Origin of the sequence: Aliivibrio salmonicida LFI1238 (assembly GCF_000196495.1) — a bacterium.
GTDB lineage: Bacteria > Pseudomonadota > Gammaproteobacteria > Enterobacterales > Vibrionaceae > Aliivibrio > Aliivibrio salmonicida.
Genome location: NC_011312.1, coordinates 3,222,771 through 3,247,256 on the forward strand (window position 1 = coordinate 3,222,771; position 24,486 = coordinate 3,247,256).

Below are 24,486 nucleotides of genomic sequence, written 5' to 3' on the forward strand. Positions count from 1 at the left end.
TTGGTTGATCACAAATTTGTTTTTGTGATGAAAAGAATAAAGCTCAGCTTAAAAGAATAAATTTCATCAGAAGTGATACACTTTAAGGTTCCATTTTTGCTATCAGTGTAGTCTATGAGTGATCAACCATATCAAGTACCTAAAGCAATGGCGGTGTTTGAAGAAGAGATCAAAAAAAGCGTATTTATTACTTACCTCGCGAGAACTTCCTCTGTTGAAGCAGCAAAACAATTTGTTGCCGAAATTAAAGCGAAACACACCGGAGCAAGACATCATTGCTGGGGCTTTGTCGCTGGACGACCTGAAGACTCAATGAAGTGGGGATTTAGTGATGATGGCGAACCTTCAGGAACTGCAGGTAAACCAATTCTGGCTCAATTAAGTGGTTGTGGTATTGGTGAAATTACCGCGGTAGTTACGCGTTACTCAGGTGGTATCAAGCTTGGTACTGGTGGGTTAGTAAGGGCGTATGGCGGCGGTGTACAACAAGCATTAAAGCGGATTGAAACAGAAGAAAAGCGAATTACGGCGACGGTTGTTTTACATTGTGACTATAACTTAGTGAGCTTGGTCGAAACATTACTACATCAATTTGAAGGGCAACAAATTAGCGCTGACTATAGTAATAGGGTTGTCATGACCTTAGAATTAGAAAAACGCGTTATTAACGAATTTAAAACCGCGGTGATTAATAAAAGCGGGGCCAAAATTGAATTTCCAACACAATAATAAATTCAATTCATATAAACCATTAGGATGTGAGTGACGCGAAGCGTTTAATAAATCATGCAGTTTCGATCAATAATCCGCATTGTGGGTATTTTACTCGCGGTGTTCAGTTTTTTCATGTTAGCTCCCGCTCTTGTCGCGTTTATTTATCGTGATGGTGCTGGTGTGCCTTTTGTTATTACTTTTTTCTTGTTACTTGCCGGTGGAGGGCTACTTTGGTTCCCCAATAGACAGCATAAACAAGAGTTAAAATCTCGCGATGGGTTTCTCATTGTGGTCTTATTTTGGATGGTAATTGGTAGTGCGGGTGCATTGCCGTTTTTATTATCTGGTTCACCTGATATTTCGATAACCAATGCCTTTTTTGAGTCCTTTTCTGGTTTGACGACAACAGGTGCTACCGTTCTTACGGGATTAGACCACTTACCAAAAGCGATTTTATTCTATCGACAACTGCTTCAGTGGTTTGGCGGTATGGGTATCATTGTACTCGCCGTTGCGATTCTTCCTGTTCTTGGTATCGGTGGGATGCAGCTTTATCGTGCTGAAATCCCTGGGCCGGTAAAAGATTCTAAGATGACTCCGCGAATAGCTGAAACGGCTAAGGTGCTTTGGTATATCTACTTAACATTAACCATTGCTTGTACATTGGCATTTTGGGCGGCGGGGATGGATTGGTTTGACGCCATCACTCATAGTTTCTCAACAATTGCTATTGGTGGTTTCTCTACCCATGATGCCAGTATGGGGTATTTCAATAGCCCCGTAATTAATGCCATTACAGTGGTGTTTTTACTTATTTCAGCGTGTAACTTCTCTCTACACTTTGCCGCTTTTGCGTCTGGTGGTGTGCATCCCAAGTATTATTGGAAAGATCCAGAATTCAGAGCATTTATCTTCATTCAAGTGTTGTTATTTTTAATTACGTTTTTGTTGTTATTAAAACACAGTACTTATGATTCGATTGGTACTGCGGTTGATCAGGCGTTATTTCAAACCGTTTCTATCTCAACAACGGCGGGTTTTACAACCACCAGTTTTGCTGAGTGGCCATTATTTTTACCTGTGTTGTTGCTGTTTTCTTCATTTATTGGTGGTTGTGCGGGGTCTACTGGCGGCGGAATGAAAGTGATACGTATTTTGTTACTGTCATTACAAGGAATGCGTGAGCTTAAACGATTGATTCACCCAAGAGCCATTTATACGATTAAGATTGGCAGCAAGGCATTACCACAACGAGTGGTTGATGCTGTATGGGGATTTTTCTCTGCTTATACATTAGTGTTCGTCATTTGTATGTTGGCATTGATTGCGACAGGCATTGATGAATTGACCGCATTCTCAGCGGTGGCGGCAACATTAAACAATTTAGGGCCTGGTTTAGGTGAGGTTGCTGTACACTTTGGTGATATAAATGATTCAGCGAAATGGATTTTAATCATCTCGATGTTATTTGGTCGTTTGGAAGTGTTTACACTCCTTATTTTATTTACGCCGACGTTTTGGCGTAGTTAACACTCAAGATTAATAAAAGAGGTTATTGTGGAAAAAGTATTACTTCTTCATTCGAGCCGTGAAGGTCAAACGATTAAAATTTTGAATTACATAGCAACGAAGTTAGGTTCAGATAGTCAATGTGACTTAATGGATGTGCATCAACCATTGAGCGTTGCATTTTCAGATTATGACCGCGTTGTTATTGGTGCATCTGTTCGTTATGGGCATTTAAATAAGAAGCTGTATCAGTTTATCGAACAGCACCAAATTTCATTAGAACAAGCCAAAGCGTCATTTTTCATTGTAAATCTGACGGCTCGTAAAGAGGGGAAAGATACGCCAGAAACCAGTGCGTATTTTAAAAAGTTTTTAATGAGATCTCCTTGGGTCCCTTGTTTGCAAGACACGTTTGCTGGCGCTTTATTTTATCCGCGCTATAACTTCTTTGATCGATTTATGATTCAATTAATCATGAGAATGACGGGGGGAGAGACTGACCCAACGAAAGAAGTGGAATATACGAACTGGCAACGAGTGGATCAATTTGTAGAGAAAGTTAAACAAGGCTAATTTCTGTTCGTTTGGGATGGAATAGTGCGATAGAAGTAGAGTTTTTCATTTAGATTCATATTTTTAGCGCAGAAATGGTAGATTTTATTGTTTAAGTCATTACAATAGCACGCATAACAGGGGTGTAGCTCCAACTGGCAGAGCAGCGGATTCCAAATCCGCGTGTTGGGAGTTCGAATCTCTCCACCCCTGCCATATTTAGAGAAGGCTTGTATCGAAAGATACAAGCCTTTTTGCTGTTTGGGATTTGAGAAAAGAGCCGCGGATTCCCCCACCATAAGAACGTGCGTGTTGGGGGTTGAATCTTTTCATCTCTGCCATATTTAGAGAAGGCTTATATCGAAAGATACAAGCCTTTTTGCTGTTTGGGATTTGAGAAAAGAGCCGCGGATTCCCCCACCATAAGAACGCGCGTGTTGGGGGTTGAATCTTTTCATCTCTGCCATATTTAGAGAAGGCTTGTATCGAAAGATACAAGCCTTTTTGCTGTTTGGGATTTGAGAAAAGAGTGGCGGATTTCGCAAGTAACAAAAAAACCATTGAGAATAGCAATCATTTACGTTAATTCCTTGCATTTATAGATACTTTATATTTAGATCAGCGCCTTATAAAATATAAATATAATAACTAGGATGTATTATGAGAACTTATTGGTTACCAATAGCTTTTTCTTTATTCGTTACAGGCTGCGCAACTCACCCCGTTACACCAATAAAAACAGATCCTAATTGGGTCAGCGAACAACTTGATAATGGACTTCGTTATCATATCTATCCAGATACTGAAAAAGAGGTCTCAGTAAGATTGATTATTCATTCTGGTTCATTTCAAGAAACACAAGATCAAAAAGGATATGCACATTTTGTTGAGCATATGGCGTTTAATGGAAGTGAGCACTTTTCTCAAAATGACGTCATTTCTTTATTTGAAAATGCAGGACTCAGCTTTGGCGCTGATATTAATGCTTATACTTCTTATGAAGAAACCGTTTATAAGTTAGATCTTCCAAATAATAGTGAATTAAATAACGCCCTTACATGGATGCGAGATATTGGGGATGGTATCGAGCTTTCTTCTAAAGAGGTAGAGAAAGAGAAAGACGTTATTCTTGGTGAGTTTAGATATTCTCGGTTTGAAGAGAAGGATACATCGACACAATTTTATGAGCACATGACCAACAACTCATATGATGCTTATGATCCTCTTGGTGATAAAGAATCGGTCGTGTCCGCGTCTTCAGAAACATTAAGCGAGTTTTATAAGAAATGGTATCAACCACAATTGGCTGAGATCGTTATCACGGGGGACGTTACTTTAGCGCAAGCGACTGAACTCGTTAAAAAACACTTCACTTCTTGGGAAAAAGGCACAACTGCGGCAACAACAATGGAAAAGGAGGTATTAAATACATCTGATTTTATTGGCTATATTACGGGTGGTGAAGCGCCAAGCATCAATATGATTATTGATCGTGGAAACGCGAATGTTCAAAGTAGAGAAAAACAACACCAGCTTTGGTTAGATTATATTTCTCAAGAATTAATTGAACAAAGAATGAATGCTGCATTTTTAGATGCAGCAATGCCCGCTCAATGGATTTATTCGACAGAATACTTTGTTTCAGACCGTCGTTACTCCATTTCTTCAGTATCATTCCCGACACGTTATAGAGAGCAAAGCGAAACGCAATTTTTAGAGGTGTTGGCTTCTTTACGTGATTATGGTGCAACGGCTAATGAGTTAGAGGACATCGTAAAATATTATCAATATGAATTAGATAATATTGGTAAAAATCGAGACGATTTAAACGCTGTTGATCATGCAGAAAACAAATCAATGAATATCGTTAACCAACAACCAAGTCAGTCTATCTTAGATTATAAAGAAAGCTTGGAAGCCTTTATTTCTACGGTAGACCTTACGGCGATTAATCAACATATGCATGATTTGCTATCAAGTTCTTACCAATTTGGTATTAATTTAGATGCGAGTGAAAGTATTGATGCCACTAAACTAGCGATCCCTGAGTTAAGGTCTCTGTATAACAAGCAGGGTAATAAACCTTTGCTTAATAATATTACCTCCGCTTTCCCTATTCCTGTTATGTCTGGAAGTATTATTTCAGAAACGTTGATATCGAGCGAAAGAAACGTAACAAGTTGGACGTTAGATAATGGAATTAATGTTCTGTATTTAAGAGATGTAAACTCTGGGAATGACATCAGTATTTCGTTAGCGAGTAAAGGTGGGATGGCCGCGTTGACTCCAAATTTACTTCCCGCAGCAAACATTGCGATTCCTGTTGTTAGTCGCAGTGGATTGGGCGACCTTACCGGGTCTCAGTTAGATGCACATCTAAGACGTAATGATATTGAGCTTTATCCATATATTAACTTTACTCATCATGGTCTTGAAGTCTTAACTAATAGAGAAGGGGTTGCCGAAAGTTTTGCTGTTTTATCAGCATTGATGTCTGAGATTAAAGTTGATGGAGAGCAGCTTAAAGCGGTAAAACAGGAGTTTAATCAAAACCGCACTGCCTACCTAGAAACACCACTGGGTAAATTTACTCAAGCCATTAACCACAATACGTATGTAGTAACGAGCAGTCATCGATTACTGGAAGGCGATGGAGTGGTTGACGTAACTGATGAGCAAATAAAACAAGTTCATCAATTATTATTCCAACAGAATAGAAATTATCAATTAGTGATTGTTGCTGATCTTAAACCAACAGAGTTAAAACCGTTATTGCGTCAGTATGTTGCTAGTATTCAATTCGTTAATTCTGAACCTGTTGATTATGCCGCTGGTTACAAAGAACCATTTAAGCTTAGTTTTACAATGGCAGTTAATACCGAGAACAACAGTCACTATATCGCTCATTTTATTGCGAATAAGGCTGATGAGAAGCAATCTGCAAAATCCTTGTTTATGGAAGATATGCTGCAGCGCATTGTCTCTAAACGTTTGATGTCTTATGTACGTGAAGAGCTGAGCTTAGATTATGCTCCTTATACAGAAATCATAAACTCTGATGGTGAATTACGAAGTAATTGGATTGTTGGCGCTCAAGTTGCTCCAAAAAATGCGGAGCTTATTGAATCAGCGATAGATAAAGTGATTACTGATTTATTAAAAGGAGTGTCTGAGGAAGAAACCCGTTCTGCTGCAAAACAGTTAGTGGTTGATTTGTCTCCAATGAAAAATAACTCATCACAACAAGCCTGGTTATTTACGAGGTACACAATACATGGCTATGGAATTGATGCGTTATTGAATATTCAAAAGATGGCTGATTCCATAAATTCGCAAGAGATGACGGCGTTAATCCAGAGTACATTTGGGGAAGGTGTTCGTAAGTCTACATACTTAGCAACGCCAACGATTCGATAATGTCCTATTTTATTACTGAAATAAAAGTGTGATCTAGATCTTGTTTTTTAGAGGGTAAGCAGTACAATTCGCTGCTTAATTAATCTCTAAGGTTTTATAAAATGAATTACGATTTAGGTTCTGTTTATCTTGGTCAAATTGCTGCAAAGAACATGCTGAATGAAGCTATGTACGGTAAGCAACAACCAAGAAATAAAAAAACAGCAGTAACGAAAAAACTTTGGAAAGGATTCGAAAGCGTAAATACGAAAATGGCTATAATGATAAGTGGTTACACACCCGTAAGAACGTGGTGATAATAACGACTCATTGAAACTAAAAAAGACGCTTATTATTAAGCGTCTTTTTTATGTCTGCTCGTAAAGAACATACTAAAAAGCAGATAGATTAGCTTTTCATTAATTGAAAGCCAATAAAGCAGGCAGTGATGCTTAAGGTTACATTCAGTAAAATATTTAGACCCGCTTTGATTACTTCTCCTTGTTGCATCAAGATGACATTATCCATCGAGAATGTAGAGAACGTCGTTAGTGCTCCAAGAAATCCAAGCCCTATAATTGGACGGCAAGGCGCGGCTTCAATAATGCCTTGGTTAAGAGAAGACATTAATACACCCATGATAAGAGATCCGACAATATTGACGGTTAAGGTTCCATACGGAAAGCCTTTACCTAATAGAACGACACAAAGTTCTGAGATCAAATAGCGGGCACAAGCCCCAAATGCGCCACCAAAAGCAATAAAGCCCAATAGCATAAATTGATTCATTGATACCTCGATTAAAATAGAAAGCTAGCTTATTAATAACATAGTTGGATATGAATTTTTATCAATATCTCTTTTAAATACAAAAATGGCAGTGATTACTTAACCATGCTTCTAATTGCAGCAGGTTGATTATAGTTTTATAGTATCAGCGTCGTAAGTTATTCTTTCACAGGAGCAAGATATGAAGTTATACCAAACCATTTTACTCGCATTAAATCCTGATGACAGTAAAGCGCATAAGTTAATGGTTAAAGCAGGGGTTCTTGCAAAACAAAATGACGCAGAATTGCATGTCATTTTTGTAGAGGTCGGCATCGGTGATGTTAATTACATGGATGTTGAGCTAGAGCTAGAATCGAGCCATAACGCGTTAGAGTTTAAGCGAATAGAGCAGTTATCTATATTATCTAAAGAATCACCTTATCCTGTTCGCGCGGTACATATTGCTGATGGAAATATCGTAAAACACATCAGTGAGATTGGGGATAAAATCAATACCGATCTCGTGATCATTGGTTACCATAAAAGTAAAATTCACTGGGGACGTACTCTTGGTGATGAAGTTTCTGATAAATTGAAATGTGATGTCATGATTGCTCAATAAGACATTCTTTACTTAGTCGAATCTGATACAAATCGCTAACAAAGCCGCATATTAATGTGGCTTTTTCTTTTTCTCGATATTTTATTATTTCTTCAATGGAATATTTGCTGTGATTTATTCCTTTCTTTATACTCCGCACTCGTTCAGTTTTTCACCAAGAACTTCTGAAAGAAACTTGTCGGAGTGCTTAGTACTTTTTTAAAGTACGAGCTGAGACCGCGTTGCGGGATCCGTAGAACCTGATCAGGCTAATACCTGCGAAGGGAACAAGAGATAATTTATCACTTAGTGCTGTCATATCATTGTAACTGCAAAGTGTCATTTTCAGCAGATACCTTGAATTAAGTAGACGATTTTTCTACTTTATATTTACGCACACTAAGAACCTCTTGCTACATAATCCGACAAGCAATTATCCTAATTATTACAAGGAATTTTGCTATGTCGTCAAGTCGTAAACAAGCGCGTTTGGATGCTAAATCAAACATTGAGTCGCTTTCTGTTCAACCTTATCCCAATTCAAAAAAAATCTATATCGACGGTTCTCGTCCTGATATTCGTGTTCCAATGCGTGAAATTTCATTGGCTGATAGCTTAGTCGGTGGAACAAAAGAAAACCCAACGCTGATACCAAACGAACCCATACAAGTCTATGACACCTCAGGGGTCTATACCGACCCAAATTACGACATTGATGTTTACCAAGGGTTGCCTAAATTACGCGAACGTTGGATAGAAGACCGCACTGATACTGAAATGTTGAAAGGGGTAAGCTCTGTTTATTCTCAAGAGCGCTTATCTGATGAAACGCTTGATGAGCTTCGTTATGGCAATCTACCAACAATTCGTCGAGCGAAAAAAGGACAATGTGTTACCCAACTTCATTATGCTCGCCAAGGTATTATTACCCCAGAAATGGAATACATCGCGATCCGTGAAAACATGGGACGTCAAAAATTTGCAGATGAACAACTAAATCATCAGCATCCTGGACACAGTTTTGGTGCTAACCTTCCAAAAGAAATTACCCCTGAATTTGTACGTAACGAAGTCGCCGAAGGGCGAGCCATTATTCCTGCCAATATTAATCATCCAGAAGCAGAGCCAATGATCATTGGTCGTAATTTTTTAATTAAAGTTAATGCCAATATTGGTAATTCTTCGGTCAGTTCGTCGATTGAAGAAGAAGTAGAGAAACTGGTTTGGTCTACGCGTTGGGGCGGCGATACGGTGATGGACTTATCGACGGGTCGTAATATTCACGAAACACGTGAATGGATCCTTCGTAATAGTCCAGTACCAATCGGCACGGTTCCGATGTACCAAGCACTAGAGAAAGTGAATGGCGTGGCTGAGAATCTAAACTGGGAAGTAATGCGAGATACCTTAATTGAGCAAGCAGAGCAGGGTGTAGATTACTTTACGATTCATGCCGGTTTACTGCTTCGTTATGTACCAATGACGGCGAAACGAGTGACAGGGATTGTTTCTCGTGGCGGTTCTATCATTGCAAAATGGTGTTTAGCGCATCATCAAGAAAGTTTCTTATATACGCATTTTCGTGAAATTTGTGAGATTTGTGCAAAGTACGATGTTTCTCTTTCTTTAGGGGATGGTTTACGTCCTGGCTCAATTGCGGATGCGAATGATGAAGCACAGTTTGCTGAATTGAGAACGCTCGGTGAGTTAACTAAAGTTGCTTGGGAATACGATGTTCAAGTGATTATTGAGGGGCCGGGTCATGTACCAATGCATATGATCAAAGAGAACATGGACGAGCAACTCAAGCATTGTCATGAAGCACCGTTCTATACATTAGGTCCATTAACGACTGATATTGCCCCTGGTTATGATCACATTACTTCGGGGATTGGTGCGGCCATGATTGGATGGTATGGCTGTGCAATGCTTTGTTATGTCACACCGAAAGAACATTTAGGCCTACCAAATAAAGAAGACGTTAAGATTGGTTTGATCACCTATAAATTAGCCGCTCATGCGGGTGATTTAGCCAAAGGTCATCCGGGTGCCCAAATTCGAGATAACGCCTTATCAAAAGCCCGTTTTGAATTTCGTTGGGAAGACCAGTTTAATCTGTCACTTGATCCGATTACCGCTCGTGAATTTCATGATGAAACACTGCCTCAAGAGTCGGGCAAGGTTGCTCACTTTTGTTCAATGTGCGGGCCTAAATTCTGCTCAATGAAAATATCACAAGAAGTTCGAGAGTATGCCAAAGACACAGAACAAGTGGCGTTAGACCAAGCGATTAATATCAAAATGCTCGATGACCCACTTGAAGGTATGCGCCAAAAATCAGCAGAGTTTAAGGCCTCTGGTTCTGAGTTGTACCATCCTGCTGTAGATGCAGAACCCGTGAAAAGCTAACGACAGTTACCATTATTATTTTAATCATGAATGGTGGTGTTTCACGTGGAACACCACTCTGGAGATCAAACGATGTATTCTTTTCCTGCAATCGATAGAGAAAAGTTTGGCCTTTACCCGGTGGTAGATGATGTGTCATGGATAGAGACATTACTTAAACTTAATGTTCAAACCATTCAATTACGAATTAAAAACTCGGAACACCCTGATTTAGAAAAGCAGATTATTGAAGCGATTAGACTCGGTCGTGAATATGATGCTCAAGTTTTTATTAATGATTATTGGCAACTAGCAATAAAGCATGGCGCGTTTGGTATTCATCTTGGACAAGAAGACATTGAAGTGGCCGATTTACTTGCCATCTCTGATGCCGGTATTTGTTTAGGATTATCTACTCACGATGACAGTGAGTTAATGACCGTTAAAGCATTGAATCCAAGTTACTTAGCTCTTGGTCATGTTTTCCCTACGCCGACCAAAGACATGCCATCAGAGCCTCAAGGTTTAGTTAACTTAGCGAACAACAGAAAATTAGCGGGTGAAACACCAACCGTTGCTATCGGTGGTATTGATTTAACGGTGGCTGAGCAAGTGTGGCAAACCGGAGTTGATAGCATTGCGGTCGTTCGAGCTATCACTCAAGCCGACAATATAGAAAAAGCCGTCAATCAGTTTTCTGCGATTTTAGCCCAACCAAGAACATCCGATTACCTTCTTAAATCGCAAAATACACTGGAGGTGATGGATGAGTAATTTATTGATGGAAGGATTAAATGATCAAGATTTCCTTCGTTATAGCCGACAAATCATGTTGCCTGATATTGGTGAGCGAGGACAATTGTCTCTTCGAAATAGCACCGTGCTAATGGTTGGCTGCGGAGGATTGGGATCATCTGTTGGAATGTATTTGGCTGCCGCTGGCGTGGGAACGTTGATTATTGCCGATGGCGATGACGTTGATCTTAGTAACTTACAGAGGCAAGTGGTTTATCGTGAGCAGAGTATAAAACAGAATAAAGCGTTAGCGATGGCTCAAGAACTGCAATCAATCAACAAGACGATCACGATTGAGGTGATAACGAAGCATCTAACAGAACCTGCGCTTTCTCGATTCATTACTCAGGTAGATGTTGTTCTGGATTGCACTGATAACTTAACAACACGCCACAATATTAATGCCGCCTGTGTTCAACATCAGGTGCCTTTAATTTCTGGCGCGGCGATTGGTTGGCAAGGGCAATTGATGTTGTTTTCAAATAAGAGTGATGAGTTAGGTAACACATCGTCGTCTTGTTATCACTGTCTGTTCCCTTTTATTGAAAGCCAACAAACGAAGAACTGTCAATCTTTCGGAATTGTTGGGCCAGTGGTTGGCATGATAGGTAATCTACAAGCCTTAGAGACAATTAAGTATCTAACGCAACCTGAGTGGATGACATGGAGTTCACTGCATCAATTTAATGGTAAGTCATTATCTTGGTCGACGATGGGTATTCCCAAAGACCATTGTTGTCCTGTCTGTCAGTCACCAAGTGATTTGCAAGATGTTTCACGTGAAACACATCATAAAGAGAGAGAATCGGTCAGTGAATAATTTAATTAGTGTGGAATTAAATGGGGTTGTGCATCGGGTTGAAAAGAAAGTGACGTTATTCATGTTTCTATCTCATCAACAAATAGAAACTCAAGGGTGTGCGTTAGCTATTGACCAACAAATCGTTCCTCGAAGTGAATGGCAACAACGTGGTTTATCTGACGGTGAATCGATTTCTTTATTCCAAGCCATTGCAGGAGGCTGATATGACACAACCATTGATTATCGCAAATACACCATTTTCTTCTCGTTTGTTTACTGGAACAGGAAAATTCCCCAATTCGTTAATAATGCAGCAGGCATTAATTGAATCGGGTTCTGAGCTTGCAACGATGGCGTTGAAACGAGTTGATGTGAGCAATCCTGAGGATGACATTTTAAAGCCAATTATGACGGCGGGCATAAATTTACTGCCTAATACGTCAGGCGCTAAAAATGCCCGAGAAGCGATCTTTGCGGCTCAGTTAGCCAGAGAGGCGTTGCAAACTAATTGGTTGAAATTGGAAATCCACCCTGATCCAAAATACCTAATGCCCGATCCGATTGAGACATTAAAAGCGGCGGAAGAATTAGTTCGCCAAGGATTTATTGTCTTGCCTTATTGTCACGCTGATCCGGTGTTATGCAAACGACTTGAAGAAGTCGGTTGTGCGGCAGTGATGCCATTGGGGGCGCCTATTGGGTCAAACAAAGGCATTGTGAGTCGTGATTTTTTAGAGATTATTATCGATCAAGCAAAAGTGCCCGTTGTGGTTGATGCTGGAATTGGCGCACCATCGCATGCGGCCTTTGCGATGGAGTTGGGTGCTGATGCGGTATTGGTGAACACCGCGATTGCGGCAGCAAGAAATCCAGTGGCGATGGCTACGGCATTTAAGTTGGCGGTTCAGTCTGGACGGTTAGCGTATGAAAATGGGTTGGTGTCTGTGAGTTCTCAAGCGGTGGCATCGAGCCCATTAACGGCATTTTTGGATTAACTCCCAAGGCTAAGGAAAGACGATGACGTTTACTGATGAATGGAAAAAACTGAATTGGGATGAGGTCAAACTCTCCATCTACAGTAAAACAGCGCAAGACGTAGAAAGAGCGCTGAACAAACCAAAGCGCAATTTAGACGATTTTAAAGCGTTAATCTCACCAGCCGCTGAAGGGTATTTAGAGCAAATGGCTCAAGAGTCCGCACGACTGACTCGCCAGCGATTTGGTCATACCATGGGGTTTTATATTCCTCTTTATCTTTCGAACCTATGTGCAAACGCGTGTACTTATTGTGGGTTCTCGATGGAGAATCGAATTAAACGAAAGACCTTGAATCAAGATGAAATTGCTAATGAGATTGATGCGATTAAAGCGATGAATTTTGACAGTGTACTTTTGGTGACTGGAGAGCATGAAACCAAAGTTGGGATGAATTATTTCCGTGATACGGTTCCTCAAATTAAGCGGTCATTTAATTATTTGGCCATGGAAGTTCAACCATTAGATCAACACGAATACGCAGAACTAAAAACATTGGGTTTAGATGCCGTGATGGTGTACCAAGAAACGTACCATCCATCGACGTATGCGGAACATCATTTGCGAGGTAACAAAACGGACTTTAACTACCGCTTAGAAACGCCGGACCGATTAGCCAAAGCAGGGATTGATAAAATAGGCATTGGTGCCTTGATTGGTTTAGAAGAGTGGCGCACCGATTGTTTTTATGTGGCTGCGCATTTAGATTACTTGGAGCGTACGTACTGGCAAACAAGGTACTCGATTTCCTTTCCACGTTTGCGTCCATGTGAAGGCGCTTTGCAACCCAAATCAATCATGAGTGATAAACAGCTTGTGCAGTTAATCTGTGCATACCGTTTGTTAAATTCGGAAGTTGAATTGTCACTGTCTACTCGTGAGTCTGAACATTTTAGAAATAATGTATTACCGCTTGGTATTACCTCTGTTTCTGCAGCATCAAAAACTCAACCTGGAGGTTATGCAAATAACGAAGAGGCATTAGAGCAATTTGCTATTAGTGATGAGCGTTCAGCGTCTGCGGTTGCACAAGCGGTAAAGGCGAGGGGATTTGAACCGGTGTGGAAAGATTGGGAGCGAAGTTATTCGGGTTAGTGAACTGTCGCGACGAACCGTGTTTCACGTGAAACTGTTTTCCTCTTCTTTGCTGTATTGAAATTAAAAAGCCGTCATTACCATTAAGGTGGTGACGGCTTTCTTTTATCGTCGAGGGTGGTTTTTATTGTTTACGTAGCTGACGCACTAGTTCTTCTGTTGGACGAACGATTGCAACGATCATTTCATCGTACATTCCTGATGCCGTTGTGGTTACGGAGATAACGTGACGAAGCTGTGTTGATGTTGGTTTATTTCCTTTTTCTAGGATTGCAATAAGCTCTAGAGCGGCGGTTGCCACCTCTTTATGCTTTTCGGCTAATGGTGCAGTATCGATAGAAGCAATGTTGTTTTCAAAAATAGGTTTTGATTTTATGGCACTGTCTAACACCGTTTGATAGTGGCGTTTCAATTCTTGTAAATCAGAGGGGGTATTTGTCGCCGTTGTTGCCAAACTCATCATTTTTAATACGGCCAAACTTTCAACAGGTACGGCATCAACAAAACGATTTAACCTTTCATATTGATTGTATAATTCGCCTTTAGGATCGGTGGCATTAAATTTAGCCCAGTTACGTGCGTAATATTGTGCTGGTTCAGCATAGTTTGCAAAACTAGCCAAACGTAAGTACTGTTTATAACTGTTTGCTTGGTGCTGCAAACCAACAGAAATTGTCGCCCAGTTATTCATGACTTCTAACCGTTTATACATACTGTCTTCATCTGTCAGAGATTCAGCTGACCATAAGCGTTCACCAACCGCGTAAGTGCGAGGCCAAATACGAGCTTCAACGGTGAGGTCATCGTAGTTCTCAGCCCAGATAGCGGCTTCTCCACCAAGGATTAATACTTGCTCTTTTTCATTTAATGCGACGGGGTAACCACCGGTAGGTTTTTCAATCTTGGTTCCTTTCATTGACGAGGAGGCCGTTAACTCTCCTGTTGTTGGCCAACGAACATTACCAATCAATTGGTAACTGCCATCAGAAAATTGGCGGTTATCCATCGTTAAGTTGAATTCAGTATAAGACATGAAATTATCAAAGTGACCACGGAATGATTCTCCTTTGGTGTACTCGATAATATCAACTTTTGCGCGTGACTTTCCGTTGTAATCGGTAAAGGCACGTGCGTTACCCTCTTTACTGGTAATGATCGTTAATGTCCCTTTACGAGGGCCACCTTTGCCTCTTGGTTTTTGCCATGTGTAGGTTTCAAAGCTTTCACCTTGATGCTGTTGGTCATCGACTTGTGGTCCTTTTGGCATTGGATCGTTGCGGTAATGGTAGCTAGTCGGTTGAGGTTGATCTAAGTAAAATCCCGTTGATAATAATCCTGCGTAACCTTCTTTTGCAGCTTGTCCAATACTGTCGTGCCCACGCCAACTTTGAATCACGATAGAAGTTGGTAGGTCCTTGTGCCAAATCTCATCCCAACCCATGATCTTCTTACCTTTGTCATTCAACATTTTTTCAATGCGTGCGTTTAGGTAAGATTGAAGACCTCGATTACCATCAATGTTATTTTCTTTGATGAAAGCTTGGATTTTTTTATTGTTACTCCATTGCTGATAATTTGGTTCGTCACCACCAATGTGAATATATTCATCAGGGAAGAGGTCGGTAACTTCACTGAATACGTTGTCGAAGAAGATATATAACTCAGGGTTGAGAGGGTTCATTAAAGGGACAAATACTCCCCAAGCTCGTTGTTGCTCATAAGATTGTTTACCTTCACCCGACATTAGTTCTGGGTAGGCGTGAGCTACCCCAGAGGCATGACCCGGTAATGATATTTCAGGGATCACTCGAATGCCGCGTAACCGTGCGTACTCAATAACGTCTTTAATCTCTTCTTTGGTGTAAACATCACCGTCAGCGGTTTTTTGCCATAATTTAGGGTAGCTTTCAATTTGAATGCGAATGGCTTGGTCATCCCAAAGATGCCAGTGAAACACATTCATTTTGGCAGACGCGAAACCATCTATCTGACGTTTAATCGTTTCGATTGAAACAAAGTGACGTGAGGAATCGAATGAAGCGCCACGCCATGGAAAACGAGGTTGGTCTTCAATTATTATCTGAGGAACAGAGTAACCATTCTTTGATGTTGTGATAAGCTGAAGGAAAGTTTCTGCACCTCTAATTACGCCATAAGGGCGTTCAGCTTGTAAGATGATTTGCTTTTGGTTTACGGACAGCTGGTAAGACTCATCAATATGATTGTCTTGAATCTCTTTTTTTGCGGCTTTATTGACTCGAATAATTAAAGTGGCGTTTTTCTCTGAATTAGAAAATGGGGAAAGAAGAGGTAAGCCGGTTTGTGCTTCGATGCGTTTAATGATTCGTTGAGCCAATTGTTGAATGCGTTCCGATTTATAACCATCAATATAAATACTGAAATTGTTATCAATGGGCAGTTTTCCTGATTTTAACTCTACAGATTGAGGGTATGGCATCAAATTTAAATTTGTATTTGGTGCAGACGCGAGTGAGGGGGTACTTAAGATAATACTCGACACGGTAAGAGCTAAAAGCGTTTTTTTCATTATACGTAATCCTATGTTTATTCCTTTAAATTCAAAGGGAGGATTACCTATAAAACGTTGTTTGTATGTGACCGGTTTATCGTTCTGTATTACTTAATTGAGAGGACTGTTATTAATGAGATATTGTGCGGTAGGTGAAGCTACGTTATACATCGTATTACAATGCAGCGTGATAACAAGCATGTTTCACGTGAAACGTTTTAGACAATAATACGACCACTGTCGATTACGTGGTCGTATTATTTTAGTTGTTTAAAGCAATGTATTAGTCTTCATAGCTAAGCGCTTCTGTTGCTTGTTTTAGCCATTCTTTTACTTCGCCATTCACTAATGGACTGACGTCATTCCACACTTTCTGATGGTAGGAATTTAACCAAGCCAGTTCTGGGCGATTTAGCATATCAACATTAATGAGACGTTTGTCGATTGGGCAACGTGTTAATGATTCAAAACCAAGAACAGAGAAATCGCCTTTGGTTTCTATTTCGACAACTAATTCTAAGTTTTCAATACGAATACCAAACTCATCTGCACGGTAATATCCCGGCTCATTAGACAGAACCATACCCGGAAGTAGAGCGGTATTATTGACGACTTTAGCGATGCGCTGTGGGCCTTCATGAACACTTAAGAAGTGACCAACGCCGTGACCCGTTCCATGATCATAGTCGTAGCCTTGTGCCCATAAATGTTGACGAGCAAGAATGTCTAACTGATGACCACAAGTGCCTTTTGGAAAGCGTGCTGATGCCAATCCAATGTGGCCTTTTAGAACAAGGGTGAATTGCTGCTTGATGTCATCACTTGGTGTTCCAACAGGAAGTGTACGCGTAATGTCGGTTGTGCCATCTGGATATTGGCCGCCTGAATCAACAAGGTATAAGCTGTTCATTTGTAGCTTACCTGGCTCAGGTTGGTTTTCGTGATTGTAGTGACACATCGATGCATTACCTGCGGCGGCTGAAATGGTATCAAAACTTAAATCAGCCAAAGTGTCATCTTCTTCACGGAAACCTTGAAGTTTATCCGCAAGTACCGATTCATCATGCAATTTTCCTGCATCGATTTCTGCATCAAACCACGTTAAAAACTTAACCATCGCGGCACCATCACGAATGTGACACGCTTTCATTCCTGATTTTTCTGTTTCGTTTTTGGCTGCTTTTGGTAATAGGCATGGATCAGCAGCTTCTATAATTTCGGCTTTAGCGTCAGATAGAATCAATGACATCCATGCGTTCGATGTTGCTGAATCAACCAAGACTTTTTGACCAACAAGCGATTGCAGAGTCGATTGCAGTGCGTCAGGTTTGTGAATTCGAACCCCTTGACCTACATGTTCAATGAAGTTGGTAGGAAGACGAGTTGGGTCTAGGAAAAAGTCGACACTTTCGTCAGCATGAATGATGGCGTGTGATAACAAAACAGGAAGGCGAGAGACATCCAAACCACGCACATTCAGTAACCAACAAATAGAATCAAGTTGCGTTAATAGGGCGGCGTCTGCCTTTTTATTTGCGATGACACCTGCAATTTCTTTACGTTTATCTGCGCTTGATTGACCAACAAGCGCTAATCCCATTAAGCGAACGTCAGACACTTTAACTGCTGGACGATCTGACCATAAGCGATCGATTGGATTACTGTTTAGCATCTCAAGAGAGGCGTGTCCTTCAATAACTGCTTTAGCATTACGTAACCATTGTGCGGTATGCATACGAGGGTCGATGGCAACTTTTGAGCCAGTAGGTAGAGAATTTTTAATCCACTCCAATAAAGGTTCTTCATGTAAATGACGGTACTCAAATACCTCTGCTGGCACTTGTTTACGAACTTGAACCGTGTAACGGCCATCAACAAAAATCGCGGCGTTGTCTTTTGTTATGACGGCGGCACCAGCTGAACCGGTGAATCCTGTTGCCCATAACAGACGTTCGTTATGCTCAGGGATGTATTCACCTAAAAATTCATCTTCATGAGGAATAATAAGTGCATCTAAATGTTGTTGAGCAAGCCATGAGCGAAGTTGTTCAATACGCTGAGAAGTGTGTAGGTGCATCTGAAGTGTCCTTATTATTGATCTGTCCGTATGTGGAGAGGCAGAAAATATCGATTTTATTTGGTTATAACCTAGTGCTTTTATTCGTGGTCTGCAATTGTTGATGCTGATAAATCTTGGCAGTGATTAATTATGGTATTGCGTAGCCAGCAATTGGCAGCATCATTGTCTTTTTGTTGATGCCAAAACAGTGTATAGGCCATCTGGGGTAGCTCTGTGGGCAGGGGCAATACAACAAGATTAAGTTGTTTTGCGATGAGTTTAATAAAGTGACTTGGGGCGGTGAACACTAAGTCTGTATGAGTGCATAGACTTGCTGCGCTATTAAAGTCAGGAACGATAATACTGATGCTGCGTTCAAGGCCGCGATCAGCAAGTTTATAATCAAGCAACCATTGGTCTTTGCCATCGCACCGCACTTGAACATGACGTTGTTTTAGATAGGTGTCTAAATTCCATTCTTGATCTAATACAGGGTGACCAGGACGTACCAAACACATTTGATTATCTCGATAGATTTCTTGTCCTCGAACATCTGATGGCATTTGCATCGTAATGTTTGCGTATTTCGGGTCTAAATCTTTACCGGTAATACCAATGTCCATTTCACCTGATTGCAATTTTTTTAAGGTGTTTTTATCCCATGCATGGGTATCGAGCATAACATTGGGCGCTTCATTTAATATGTAGGACATGAAACGAGGTAATAGTAATGGATAGGTACTTTCCACTAAACCAACCCGAAAACGATAGTGGCTGCATTGAGGGTCAAACTCAGACGCTTCAGTAATACTTTCTAAGTGGCTTAATAAAACATGAAGCTGTCCATGGAGGTTTCTTGCTTTTGCTGTGGGCTGAAGCCCGTAAGCGGTACGAGTAAAAAGGGGATCATCAAATTGTTCTCGTAATTTAGCTAAGTTTTTACTGACGGCCGATTGACTTAAACACAATCGTTGAGAGGCACGAGTAACACTTTTCTCTTCCAATAAGAGGTGAAGAGTTAAAAGTAAATTGAGGTCGATTCTCGCTAACTTTTCGAAGAACATAGAGATATTCCAAATTAGAATGTTAGATCTGAATATAAACCATTTCTGTTCATATCTCTAATTGAGTACACTCCCGATTCAAACATTAGGAGTTAACACGAAACATGCACACGCCAAGCTCAAGACCATCAGATAAAAAATTGATCACCCTTATGGTGATGCTCGTTTTATTCAGTCCGTTAGCGATTGATATTTATCTGCCTGCATTACCGATGATGGTAAGCGAATTCCAAGTTGCATCAACATTAGGACAAGACACGATAACGTGGTTCATGTTCAGTATGGGATTAGGCCAATTGTTTGCTGGTCCATTAGCGGATCGTTATGGCCGTCGTCCTATCGCTCTTACTGGTATTGTTATTTATGGTTTGAGTGCGGCATTAGCGTATTCAGCTCAAGAAATGGAAATGCTGTTGTTGGCTCGTTTACTTCAAGGTTTTGGTGCCTGTGCGACTTCTGTTGCGGCGTTCGCATCAGTACGAGACTCATTTGGTGCAGAGAAGAGTGGTCGAATGATCAGTTATTTGAATGGCGCGATTTGTTTTATTCCTGCGTTAGCACCAATTTTAGGCAGTTATTTAACGATGCATTTTGGTTGGCGTTCAAACTTCAGTTTCATGGCAGGGTTTGCATTAGTTAGTTTTGTGATTATCGCGTTGAACTATAAAGAAACAAAACCATCAAATACCTTACAAACAGGGCGATTGATCAGTCCATCTCGTTATTGGTCAGTGCTAAAGCATCCCGCCTTTTTGTTCCATGCGACATTATGTATGTTAGCGATGGGCGTCATTTTAGCGTATGTGACATCGGCACCGGTATTACTGATGGATAAACTTGGGCTTACAATGCAAGAGTTTACCAATTGGTTTGCGGTGAATGCGGTACTAAATATCATGGCATGTTTTGCTGCACCAAAATTCATGATCAAATTCGGAACTCGTAATGCATTACTTTTCGGCCTCAGTATTTTAGTGGTTGCCGGTGGGTTAATGTTAGGGTTCCAACATATTCAGCAAGCTTGGGCGTTTATGATCCCGATTTTCTTCTCGTCAGTAGGCTTCGCATGGGTACTGGGTTCGGCGGCAGGTAAGGCACTAGCACCATTCGGTGATAGAGCAGGAACTGCGGCAGCATTATTAGGGCTGTTTCAAATGAGTGGTGCGGGAATCATTGTTGGCACAATGCAAAGATTAGCACTCCCTTCAGCACAACTCTTAGCACTAATGATGTGGCTTCTCATCCCAGGCTTGCTGATCCTATTAAGTCGCGTTGGTAAACGATGGCATTCAGATCCAATTACTGAATAATTTCAATTGATGAATAAAAAAACAGCAACATTGCTTTTTTAATAGATCGAGATAAGATGGTTTTAGTGTATATTCACCCCTTATCTCGTTTTAATCGTTAATTAAAAGGCAAAACACGCAATGTCGATGTCTATTATTGAAATGGCTCGTGTCTTAGAGCAGATGGAAGAGTCACCAGAGAAATTAATGTTTGGTAAACTTCTTTCTGAATTAGGAAACCAAAGCCAAGAGCGCGTAAGAAGTGCTGCGCGACAAGTGTCTGTTCCTACATTGCGTGATCTGATTTACCAATTCCAAGTGGTAATTGAAGAACGCAAAGGTGAGACAACAAAAAAACTTGCAGAAGAAATGGCAAAAGAAGGGGTCTCTTTAGCAGATTTCCAAGCGTATTTAGCAAGCAAGTAAAGGTTATAAATAAAAAAAACAGCGAACTCCGCTGTTTTTTTTATCGCTAAATCACCTATTGATGGTTTTATTATTTAATCTGGGCGGCCGATGTAGGTTCTTTTTTCTTGCCATAAAATTGCTGAACAACCAAGCCACAAACTATCATAACCAAACCGATTAATGTGGACGGGTGGATCTCTTCACCAATGATATTAGCCAAGAGTAATAAAGAGATAAAAGGAGAAGCAAAGATTAGGTTACTAATGCGAGCGGTATTCTGTGTGAGTCGTAATGCAGATAACCACAATACAAACGTAATGCCCATCTCAAATAGACCCACATAAGACACAGCCAACCAGCCACTCATTGGGATTTGCTCCCAAGGGGCACCTTCATAAATGCTTAAACCGACCGCAACGGGTAAGGCAACTAAGAACCCCAGTAATAATCCTAAAATAGGATCTGCTTTATTTTTCGCATTTAAAATCCAATAGCTTGCCCATAATAATGTTGAAAATAACGCGAGACCAACGCCTAATGGACTGTCAAACTCTAAACCTAGAACGTCCCCTTTGGTTGCAATAATAATGACACCAACATACCCAAGCACACAGGCAATCCAATCTTGTTTTCGGATTTTTTGACCAAGAAATACAGCGGCCATTAATGTTAATGTGATTGCCCAGCTGTAGTTGATTGGTTGTGCTTGAGAGGCTGGTAATAGATCGTAAGACTTAAATAAAACCAAGTAATACGCCAATGGGTTAATAGCACCTAATAAAATGTAATACAAAGGGTTGGCAAAAAAGGTACTTGTTAGTTGTGATAAGGTTTTTTGATAAGCGGCAACCCCCACTAACGCTAAAATTGAAACTGCACAGGCAATCGTCAGCATTTGGATGGGAGTAAAGTGTTCTAGGGTGATTTTAAATGCGGTCGCGACAGTCGACCATAAGAGGACGGCTGCGATCCCAAATCCTAATGCACGGCGTTCATTCATTGTTATTCTTCTCTATTAGAAATCCATTTAGATCCGGAGTTTACCTGCAGTGATGAAATAGTGTTAACTGGACATTTATCCAGTATCAAAATATCCTATAAAGATTCGTTTTTGTATTGAGTAAATTATGGATTTTTTGAATCAGTTTGGTGGGCATTTATTGTTTGGTTTTTCAGGAGCAGTGGTTGCTTACGCTGTCGCCTATACATTAACGAAAAGCCGTAACGAACAAGCATTGGCATTATTAGAGCAATCATTAGAGTCAGAAAAAAAACTCGCGAGTACTCAATTGAGTCAACTTAATCAACAGGTAGATAAGCAACAGGCAGAGCTTGATGAGCTAGACATTGAAAGAGATAAACTGGTTCAAGAGCAAAAGCAATTTCATGGTCGTCTAATGGCTGCGATGGAAAAACTGCGTTACTTTGATGCCATTCAAAAAGAAAAAGAATTTCTCACACAACAACTTGAGTTTTCTCGTCAAACGAATTCCAATATTGAAGCTGAATTGCGTGAACAAGAAGCGCGACACGAAGAAGAGCGCAAAGCAAGCCAAGAAAAACTCGAGATACTAGAGCGTGCAGAGCTGCGTTTAAAGGAACAGTTCGAGAATTTAGCCAACCAATTGTTTGAGCAGAAAACGAAAACCGTTGATGAGCAAAATAAAGTGAGTTTAGAGGGCTTGTTGTCGCCATTAAAAGAACAGCTTGAAGGATTCAAAAGACAGGTTAACGACAGTTTTGGTCTTGAAGCCAAAGAGCGTCACACGTTAGTGCATGAAATTCGCAGCTTACAACAGCTTAATGAACGCATGACACAAGAAGCGGTAAACCTGACTAACGCCTTAAAAGGTGACAACAAACAACAAGGTAATTGGGGTGAAGTTGTTCTTGGTCGAGTGTTAAAAGAATCGGGGTTACGTGAAGGTCATGAGTACGATACCCAAGTCAGTATGGATGACGACGAGGGTAAGCGCTTTTATCCTGATGTGATTGTTCACTTACCTGACGAGAAAGATGTCGTGGTCGATTCCAAAATGACCTTGGTTGCCTACGAGCGATTTTTTAACAGCGATGACTTTAATCAAAAAGAGCAGGCGCTTGATGAACACCTTATGGCCATTCGTGCTCATTTACGTGGTTTAAGCAAAAAGGATTACCACAAATTAAATGGCTTACGCAGCTTGGATTATGTCTTGATGTTTATTCCAGTTGAGCCCGCTTTTCAGGTGGCGATTGAAGCCGATCCTTCGTTAATCTCGGATGCGATGGAGCAGAACATTATCATTGTAAGCCCAACAACATTACTGGTTGCACTCAGAACCATCAGTAACTTATGGCGCAATGAAAGACAGAATCAAAACGCGAAAATTATTGCTGAACGAGCCACGAAGCTGTACGACAAAATGCGATTGTTTGTGGATGACATGGAAGCGGTCGGCGGTGCATTAGATAAGGCAAATCAAAGCTACCAAGGCGCAATGAATAAATTGGCAACAGGAAGAGGGAACATCATTCGCCAAGCGGAAAGCTTTAAAGAGCTTGGTGTAGAAGTAAAACGAGACATAAATCGTCGTCTTATTGAGCAATCTTTTGAAGCCGATGCCATGCAAACGCTTGGTGATAGTGGGTCGGATAAAGTAGACTAGAGCGCTGTTGATCCCACAGGATAAGAAGGGGTCAACATATTATCTCTAGAGGACTTAAAATGACGGACAAAACGCACTCTACCGAAGAGACCACACACTTCGGTTTTACAACAGTAGCAAAAGAAGAAAAAGTAGCGAAAGTTGCTGAAGTATTTCACTCTGTAGCGGCAAAATACGACATCATGAATGACCTTATGTCTGGTGGTGTTCATCGTATTTGGAAGCGCTTTACTATTGATTGCAGTGGCGTACGTCCTGGACATAAAGTGCTTGATTTAGCCGGTGGTACAGGCGACTTAACGGCTAAGTTTTCTCGTATTGTTGGTGAGAAAGGCCAAGTTATTTTGGCTGATATTAACAACTCAATGTTGAATATTGGTCGTGACAAATTAAGAGACATGGGCATTGTTGGTAACGTGAACTACGTGCAAGCAAATGCTGAAGAACTGCCTTTTCCTGATAACCATTTTGATTGTATTACAATCAGTTTTGGTCTGCGTAACGTGACAGACAAAGACAAAGCATTACGCTCGATGTTTCGCGTGTTAAAGCCGGGCGGTCGCCTGTTGGTTCTTGAGTTCTCAAAACCTATCCTTGAACCATTATCAAAAATCTACGATGCTTATTCATTCCACCTGTTGCCTAAAATCGGGGAATTGATAGCCAACGATGCTGACAGTTATCGTTATCTTGCTGAATCTATTCGTATGCACCCAGATCAAGAAACACTGAAAGGCATGATGGAAGAGGCTGGCTTTGAGCAAGCAAACTACTACAACTTAACTGGTGGTATTGTTGCTCTGCATCGTGGTTACAAATTTTAATAGGAT

General features: G+C 40.7%; 20 protein-coding genes, 1 tRNA gene, 1 pseudogene and 1 riboswitch. Of the genes and pseudogenes, 17 read left to right on the forward strand and 5 right to left on the reverse strand.

All coding sequences use genetic code 11. From position 1 onward, the window contains the following. Nucleotides 1-114 precede the first annotated feature (114 nt). The 6 genes from VSAL_RS15635 (at nt 115) to VSAL_RS15665 (ending at nt 6,488) form a co-directional block, all read left to right on the forward strand. The gene (locus VSAL_RS15635) at nt 115-729 is read left to right on the forward strand and encodes a YigZ family protein (protein WP_012551376.1); all 615 of its coding nucleotides are present in this window, start codon (nt 115-117) and stop codon (nt 727-729) included. 57 nt (nt 730-786) lie between these two features. Continuing rightward, nucleotides 787-2,244 carry a TrkH family potassium uptake protein gene (locus tag VSAL_RS15640; protein WP_012551377.1) on the forward strand — a complete coding sequence of 486 codons (1,458 nt, stop codon included), beginning with the start codon at nt 787-789 and terminating at the stop codon, nt 2,242-2,244. Between the two features lie 27 nt (nt 2,245-2,271). Continuing rightward, on the forward strand, nt 2,272-2,796 hold the full coding sequence (gene hemG / locus VSAL_RS15645; RefSeq protein WP_012551378.1) for a menaquinone-dependent protoporphyrinogen IX dehydrogenase: 525 nt from the start codon (nt 2,272-2,274) through the stop codon (nt 2,794-2,796). A gap of 118 nt (nt 2,797-2,914) precedes the next feature. After that, nucleotides 2,915-2,991 (forward strand) — tRNA-Trp (locus VSAL_RS15650). 444 nt (nt 2,992-3,435) lie between these two features. Next, nucleotides 3,436-6,192 carry a M16 family metallopeptidase gene (locus VSAL_RS15660; RefSeq protein ID WP_012551380.1) on the forward strand — a complete coding sequence of 919 codons (2,757 nt, stop codon included), beginning with the start codon at nt 3,436-3,438 and terminating at the stop codon, nt 6,190-6,192. Between the two features lie 101 nt (nt 6,193-6,293). Continuing rightward, the gene (locus tag VSAL_RS15665) at nt 6,294-6,488 is read left to right on the forward strand and encodes a hypothetical protein (protein WP_012551381.1); all 195 of its coding nucleotides are present in this window, start codon (nt 6,294-6,296) and stop codon (nt 6,486-6,488) included. Nucleotides 6,489-6,579: 91 nt separating this feature from the next. Here VSAL_RS15665 and crcB read toward each other — a convergent pair whose 3' ends face one another. After that, nucleotides 6,580-6,960 carry a fluoride efflux transporter CrcB gene (crcB, locus tag VSAL_RS15670; RefSeq protein ID WP_012551382.1) on the reverse strand — a complete coding sequence of 127 codons (381 nt, stop codon included), beginning with the start codon at nt 6,958-6,960 and terminating at the stop codon, nt 6,580-6,582. 181 nt (nt 6,961-7,141) lie between these two features. Here crcB and VSAL_RS15675 point away from each other — a divergent pair, with 181 nt between their 5' ends. From VSAL_RS15675 to thiH, 7 genes and pseudogenes are all read left to right on the forward strand, one after another. Beyond that, the gene (locus VSAL_RS15675; RefSeq protein WP_012551383.1) at nt 7,142-7,564 is read left to right on the forward strand and encodes a universal stress protein; all 423 of its coding nucleotides are present in this window, start codon (nt 7,142-7,144) and stop codon (nt 7,562-7,564) included. Nucleotides 7,565-7,733: 169 nt separating this feature from the next. Continuing rightward, nucleotides 7,734-7,847: riboswitch (TPP riboswitch) on the forward strand. 158 nt (nt 7,848-8,005) lie between these two features. Continuing rightward, nucleotides 8,006-9,952 carry a phosphomethylpyrimidine synthase ThiC gene (gene thiC / locus VSAL_RS15680; RefSeq protein ID WP_012551384.1) on the forward strand — a complete coding sequence of 649 codons (1,947 nt, stop codon included), beginning with the start codon at nt 8,006-8,008 and terminating at the stop codon, nt 9,950-9,952. A gap of 78 nt (nt 9,953-10,030) precedes the next feature. Next, nucleotides 10,031-10,705, forward strand: a pseudogene (gene thiE / locus VSAL_RS15685) (thiamine phosphate synthase); the annotation flags it as partial. Then, nucleotides 10,698-11,546: a HesA/MoeB/ThiF family protein gene (locus tag VSAL_RS15690; RefSeq protein ID WP_012551386.1), complete on the forward strand. Its 849-nt coding sequence runs from the start codon at nt 10,698-10,700 to the stop codon at nt 11,544-11,546. The pseudogene thiE and the gene VSAL_RS15690, both read left to right, overlap by 8 nt. After that, nucleotides 11,539-11,751, forward strand: a complete 213-nt coding sequence (thiS, locus tag VSAL_RS15695) for a sulfur carrier protein ThiS (RefSeq protein ID WP_012551387.1) — start codon at nt 11,539-11,541, stop codon at nt 11,749-11,751. The genes VSAL_RS15690 and thiS overlap by 8 nt, the downstream gene beginning before the upstream one ends. Before the next feature lies 1 nt (nt 11,752). Then, the gene (locus VSAL_RS15700; protein WP_012551388.1) at nt 11,753-12,523 is read left to right on the forward strand and encodes a thiazole synthase; all 771 of its coding nucleotides are present in this window, start codon (nt 11,753-11,755) and stop codon (nt 12,521-12,523) included. A 22-nt stretch (nt 12,524-12,545) separates the two neighbouring features. Then, complete coding sequence (thiH, locus tag VSAL_RS15705) at nt 12,546-13,658, forward strand: 2-iminoacetate synthase ThiH (RefSeq protein ID WP_012551389.1); 1,113 nt, start codon at nt 12,546-12,548, stop codon at nt 13,656-13,658. A 124-nt stretch (nt 13,659-13,782) separates the two neighbouring features. Here thiH and VSAL_RS15710 read toward each other — a convergent pair whose 3' ends face one another. From VSAL_RS15710 to VSAL_RS15720, 3 genes are all read right to left on the reverse strand, one after another. Then, nucleotides 13,783-16,206: a family 20 glycosylhydrolase gene (locus VSAL_RS15710; protein ID WP_012551390.1), complete on the reverse strand. Its 2,424-nt coding sequence runs from the start codon at nt 16,204-16,206 to the stop codon at nt 13,783-13,785. A 265-nt stretch (nt 16,207-16,471) separates the two neighbouring features. Next, on the reverse strand, nt 16,472-18,265 hold the full coding sequence (locus tag VSAL_RS15715) for an aminopeptidase P family protein (protein ID WP_012551391.1): 1,794 nt from the start codon (nt 18,263-18,265) through the stop codon (nt 16,472-16,474). An 80-nt stretch (nt 18,266-18,345) separates the two neighbouring features. Then, the gene (locus VSAL_RS15720) at nt 18,346-19,311 is read right to left on the reverse strand and encodes a LysR family transcriptional regulator (RefSeq protein ID WP_012551392.1); all 966 of its coding nucleotides are present in this window, start codon (nt 19,309-19,311) and stop codon (nt 18,346-18,348) included. 104 nt (nt 19,312-19,415) lie between these two features. On the opposite strand from VSAL_RS15720, the gene VSAL_RS15725 reads away from it, so the two are divergent. Both VSAL_RS15725 and tsrA read left to right on the forward strand, forming a co-directional pair. Beyond that, complete coding sequence (locus tag VSAL_RS15725; RefSeq protein ID WP_012551393.1) at nt 19,416-20,621, forward strand: multidrug effflux MFS transporter; 1,206 nt, start codon at nt 19,416-19,418, stop codon at nt 20,619-20,621. 120 nt (nt 20,622-20,741) lie between these two features. Then, complete coding sequence (gene tsrA / locus VSAL_RS15730; RefSeq protein ID WP_012551394.1) at nt 20,742-21,026, forward strand: H-NS-like global regulator TsrA; 285 nt, start codon at nt 20,742-20,744, stop codon at nt 21,024-21,026. Nucleotides 21,027-21,096: 70 nt separating this feature from the next. Here tsrA and VSAL_RS15735 read toward each other — a convergent pair whose 3' ends face one another. Then, nucleotides 21,097-22,008 carry a DMT family transporter gene (locus VSAL_RS15735; RefSeq protein WP_012551395.1) on the reverse strand — a complete coding sequence of 304 codons (912 nt, stop codon included), beginning with the start codon at nt 22,006-22,008 and terminating at the stop codon, nt 21,097-21,099. A gap of 127 nt (nt 22,009-22,135) precedes the next feature. Here VSAL_RS15735 and rmuC point away from each other — a divergent pair, with 127 nt between their 5' ends. Together rmuC and ubiE are read left to right on the forward strand one after the other, a co-directional pair. After that, complete coding sequence (rmuC, locus tag VSAL_RS15740) at nt 22,136-23,656, forward strand: DNA recombination protein RmuC (RefSeq protein WP_012551396.1); 1,521 nt, start codon at nt 22,136-22,138, stop codon at nt 23,654-23,656. Nucleotides 23,657-23,715: 59 nt separating this feature from the next. Then, on the forward strand, nt 23,716-24,480 hold the full coding sequence (gene ubiE / locus VSAL_RS15745; protein ID WP_012551397.1) for a bifunctional demethylmenaquinone methyltransferase/2-methoxy-6-polyprenyl-1,4-benzoquinol methylase UbiE: 765 nt from the start codon (nt 23,716-23,718) through the stop codon (nt 24,478-24,480). The last annotated feature ends 6 nt before the right edge of the window (nt 24,481-24,486 follow it).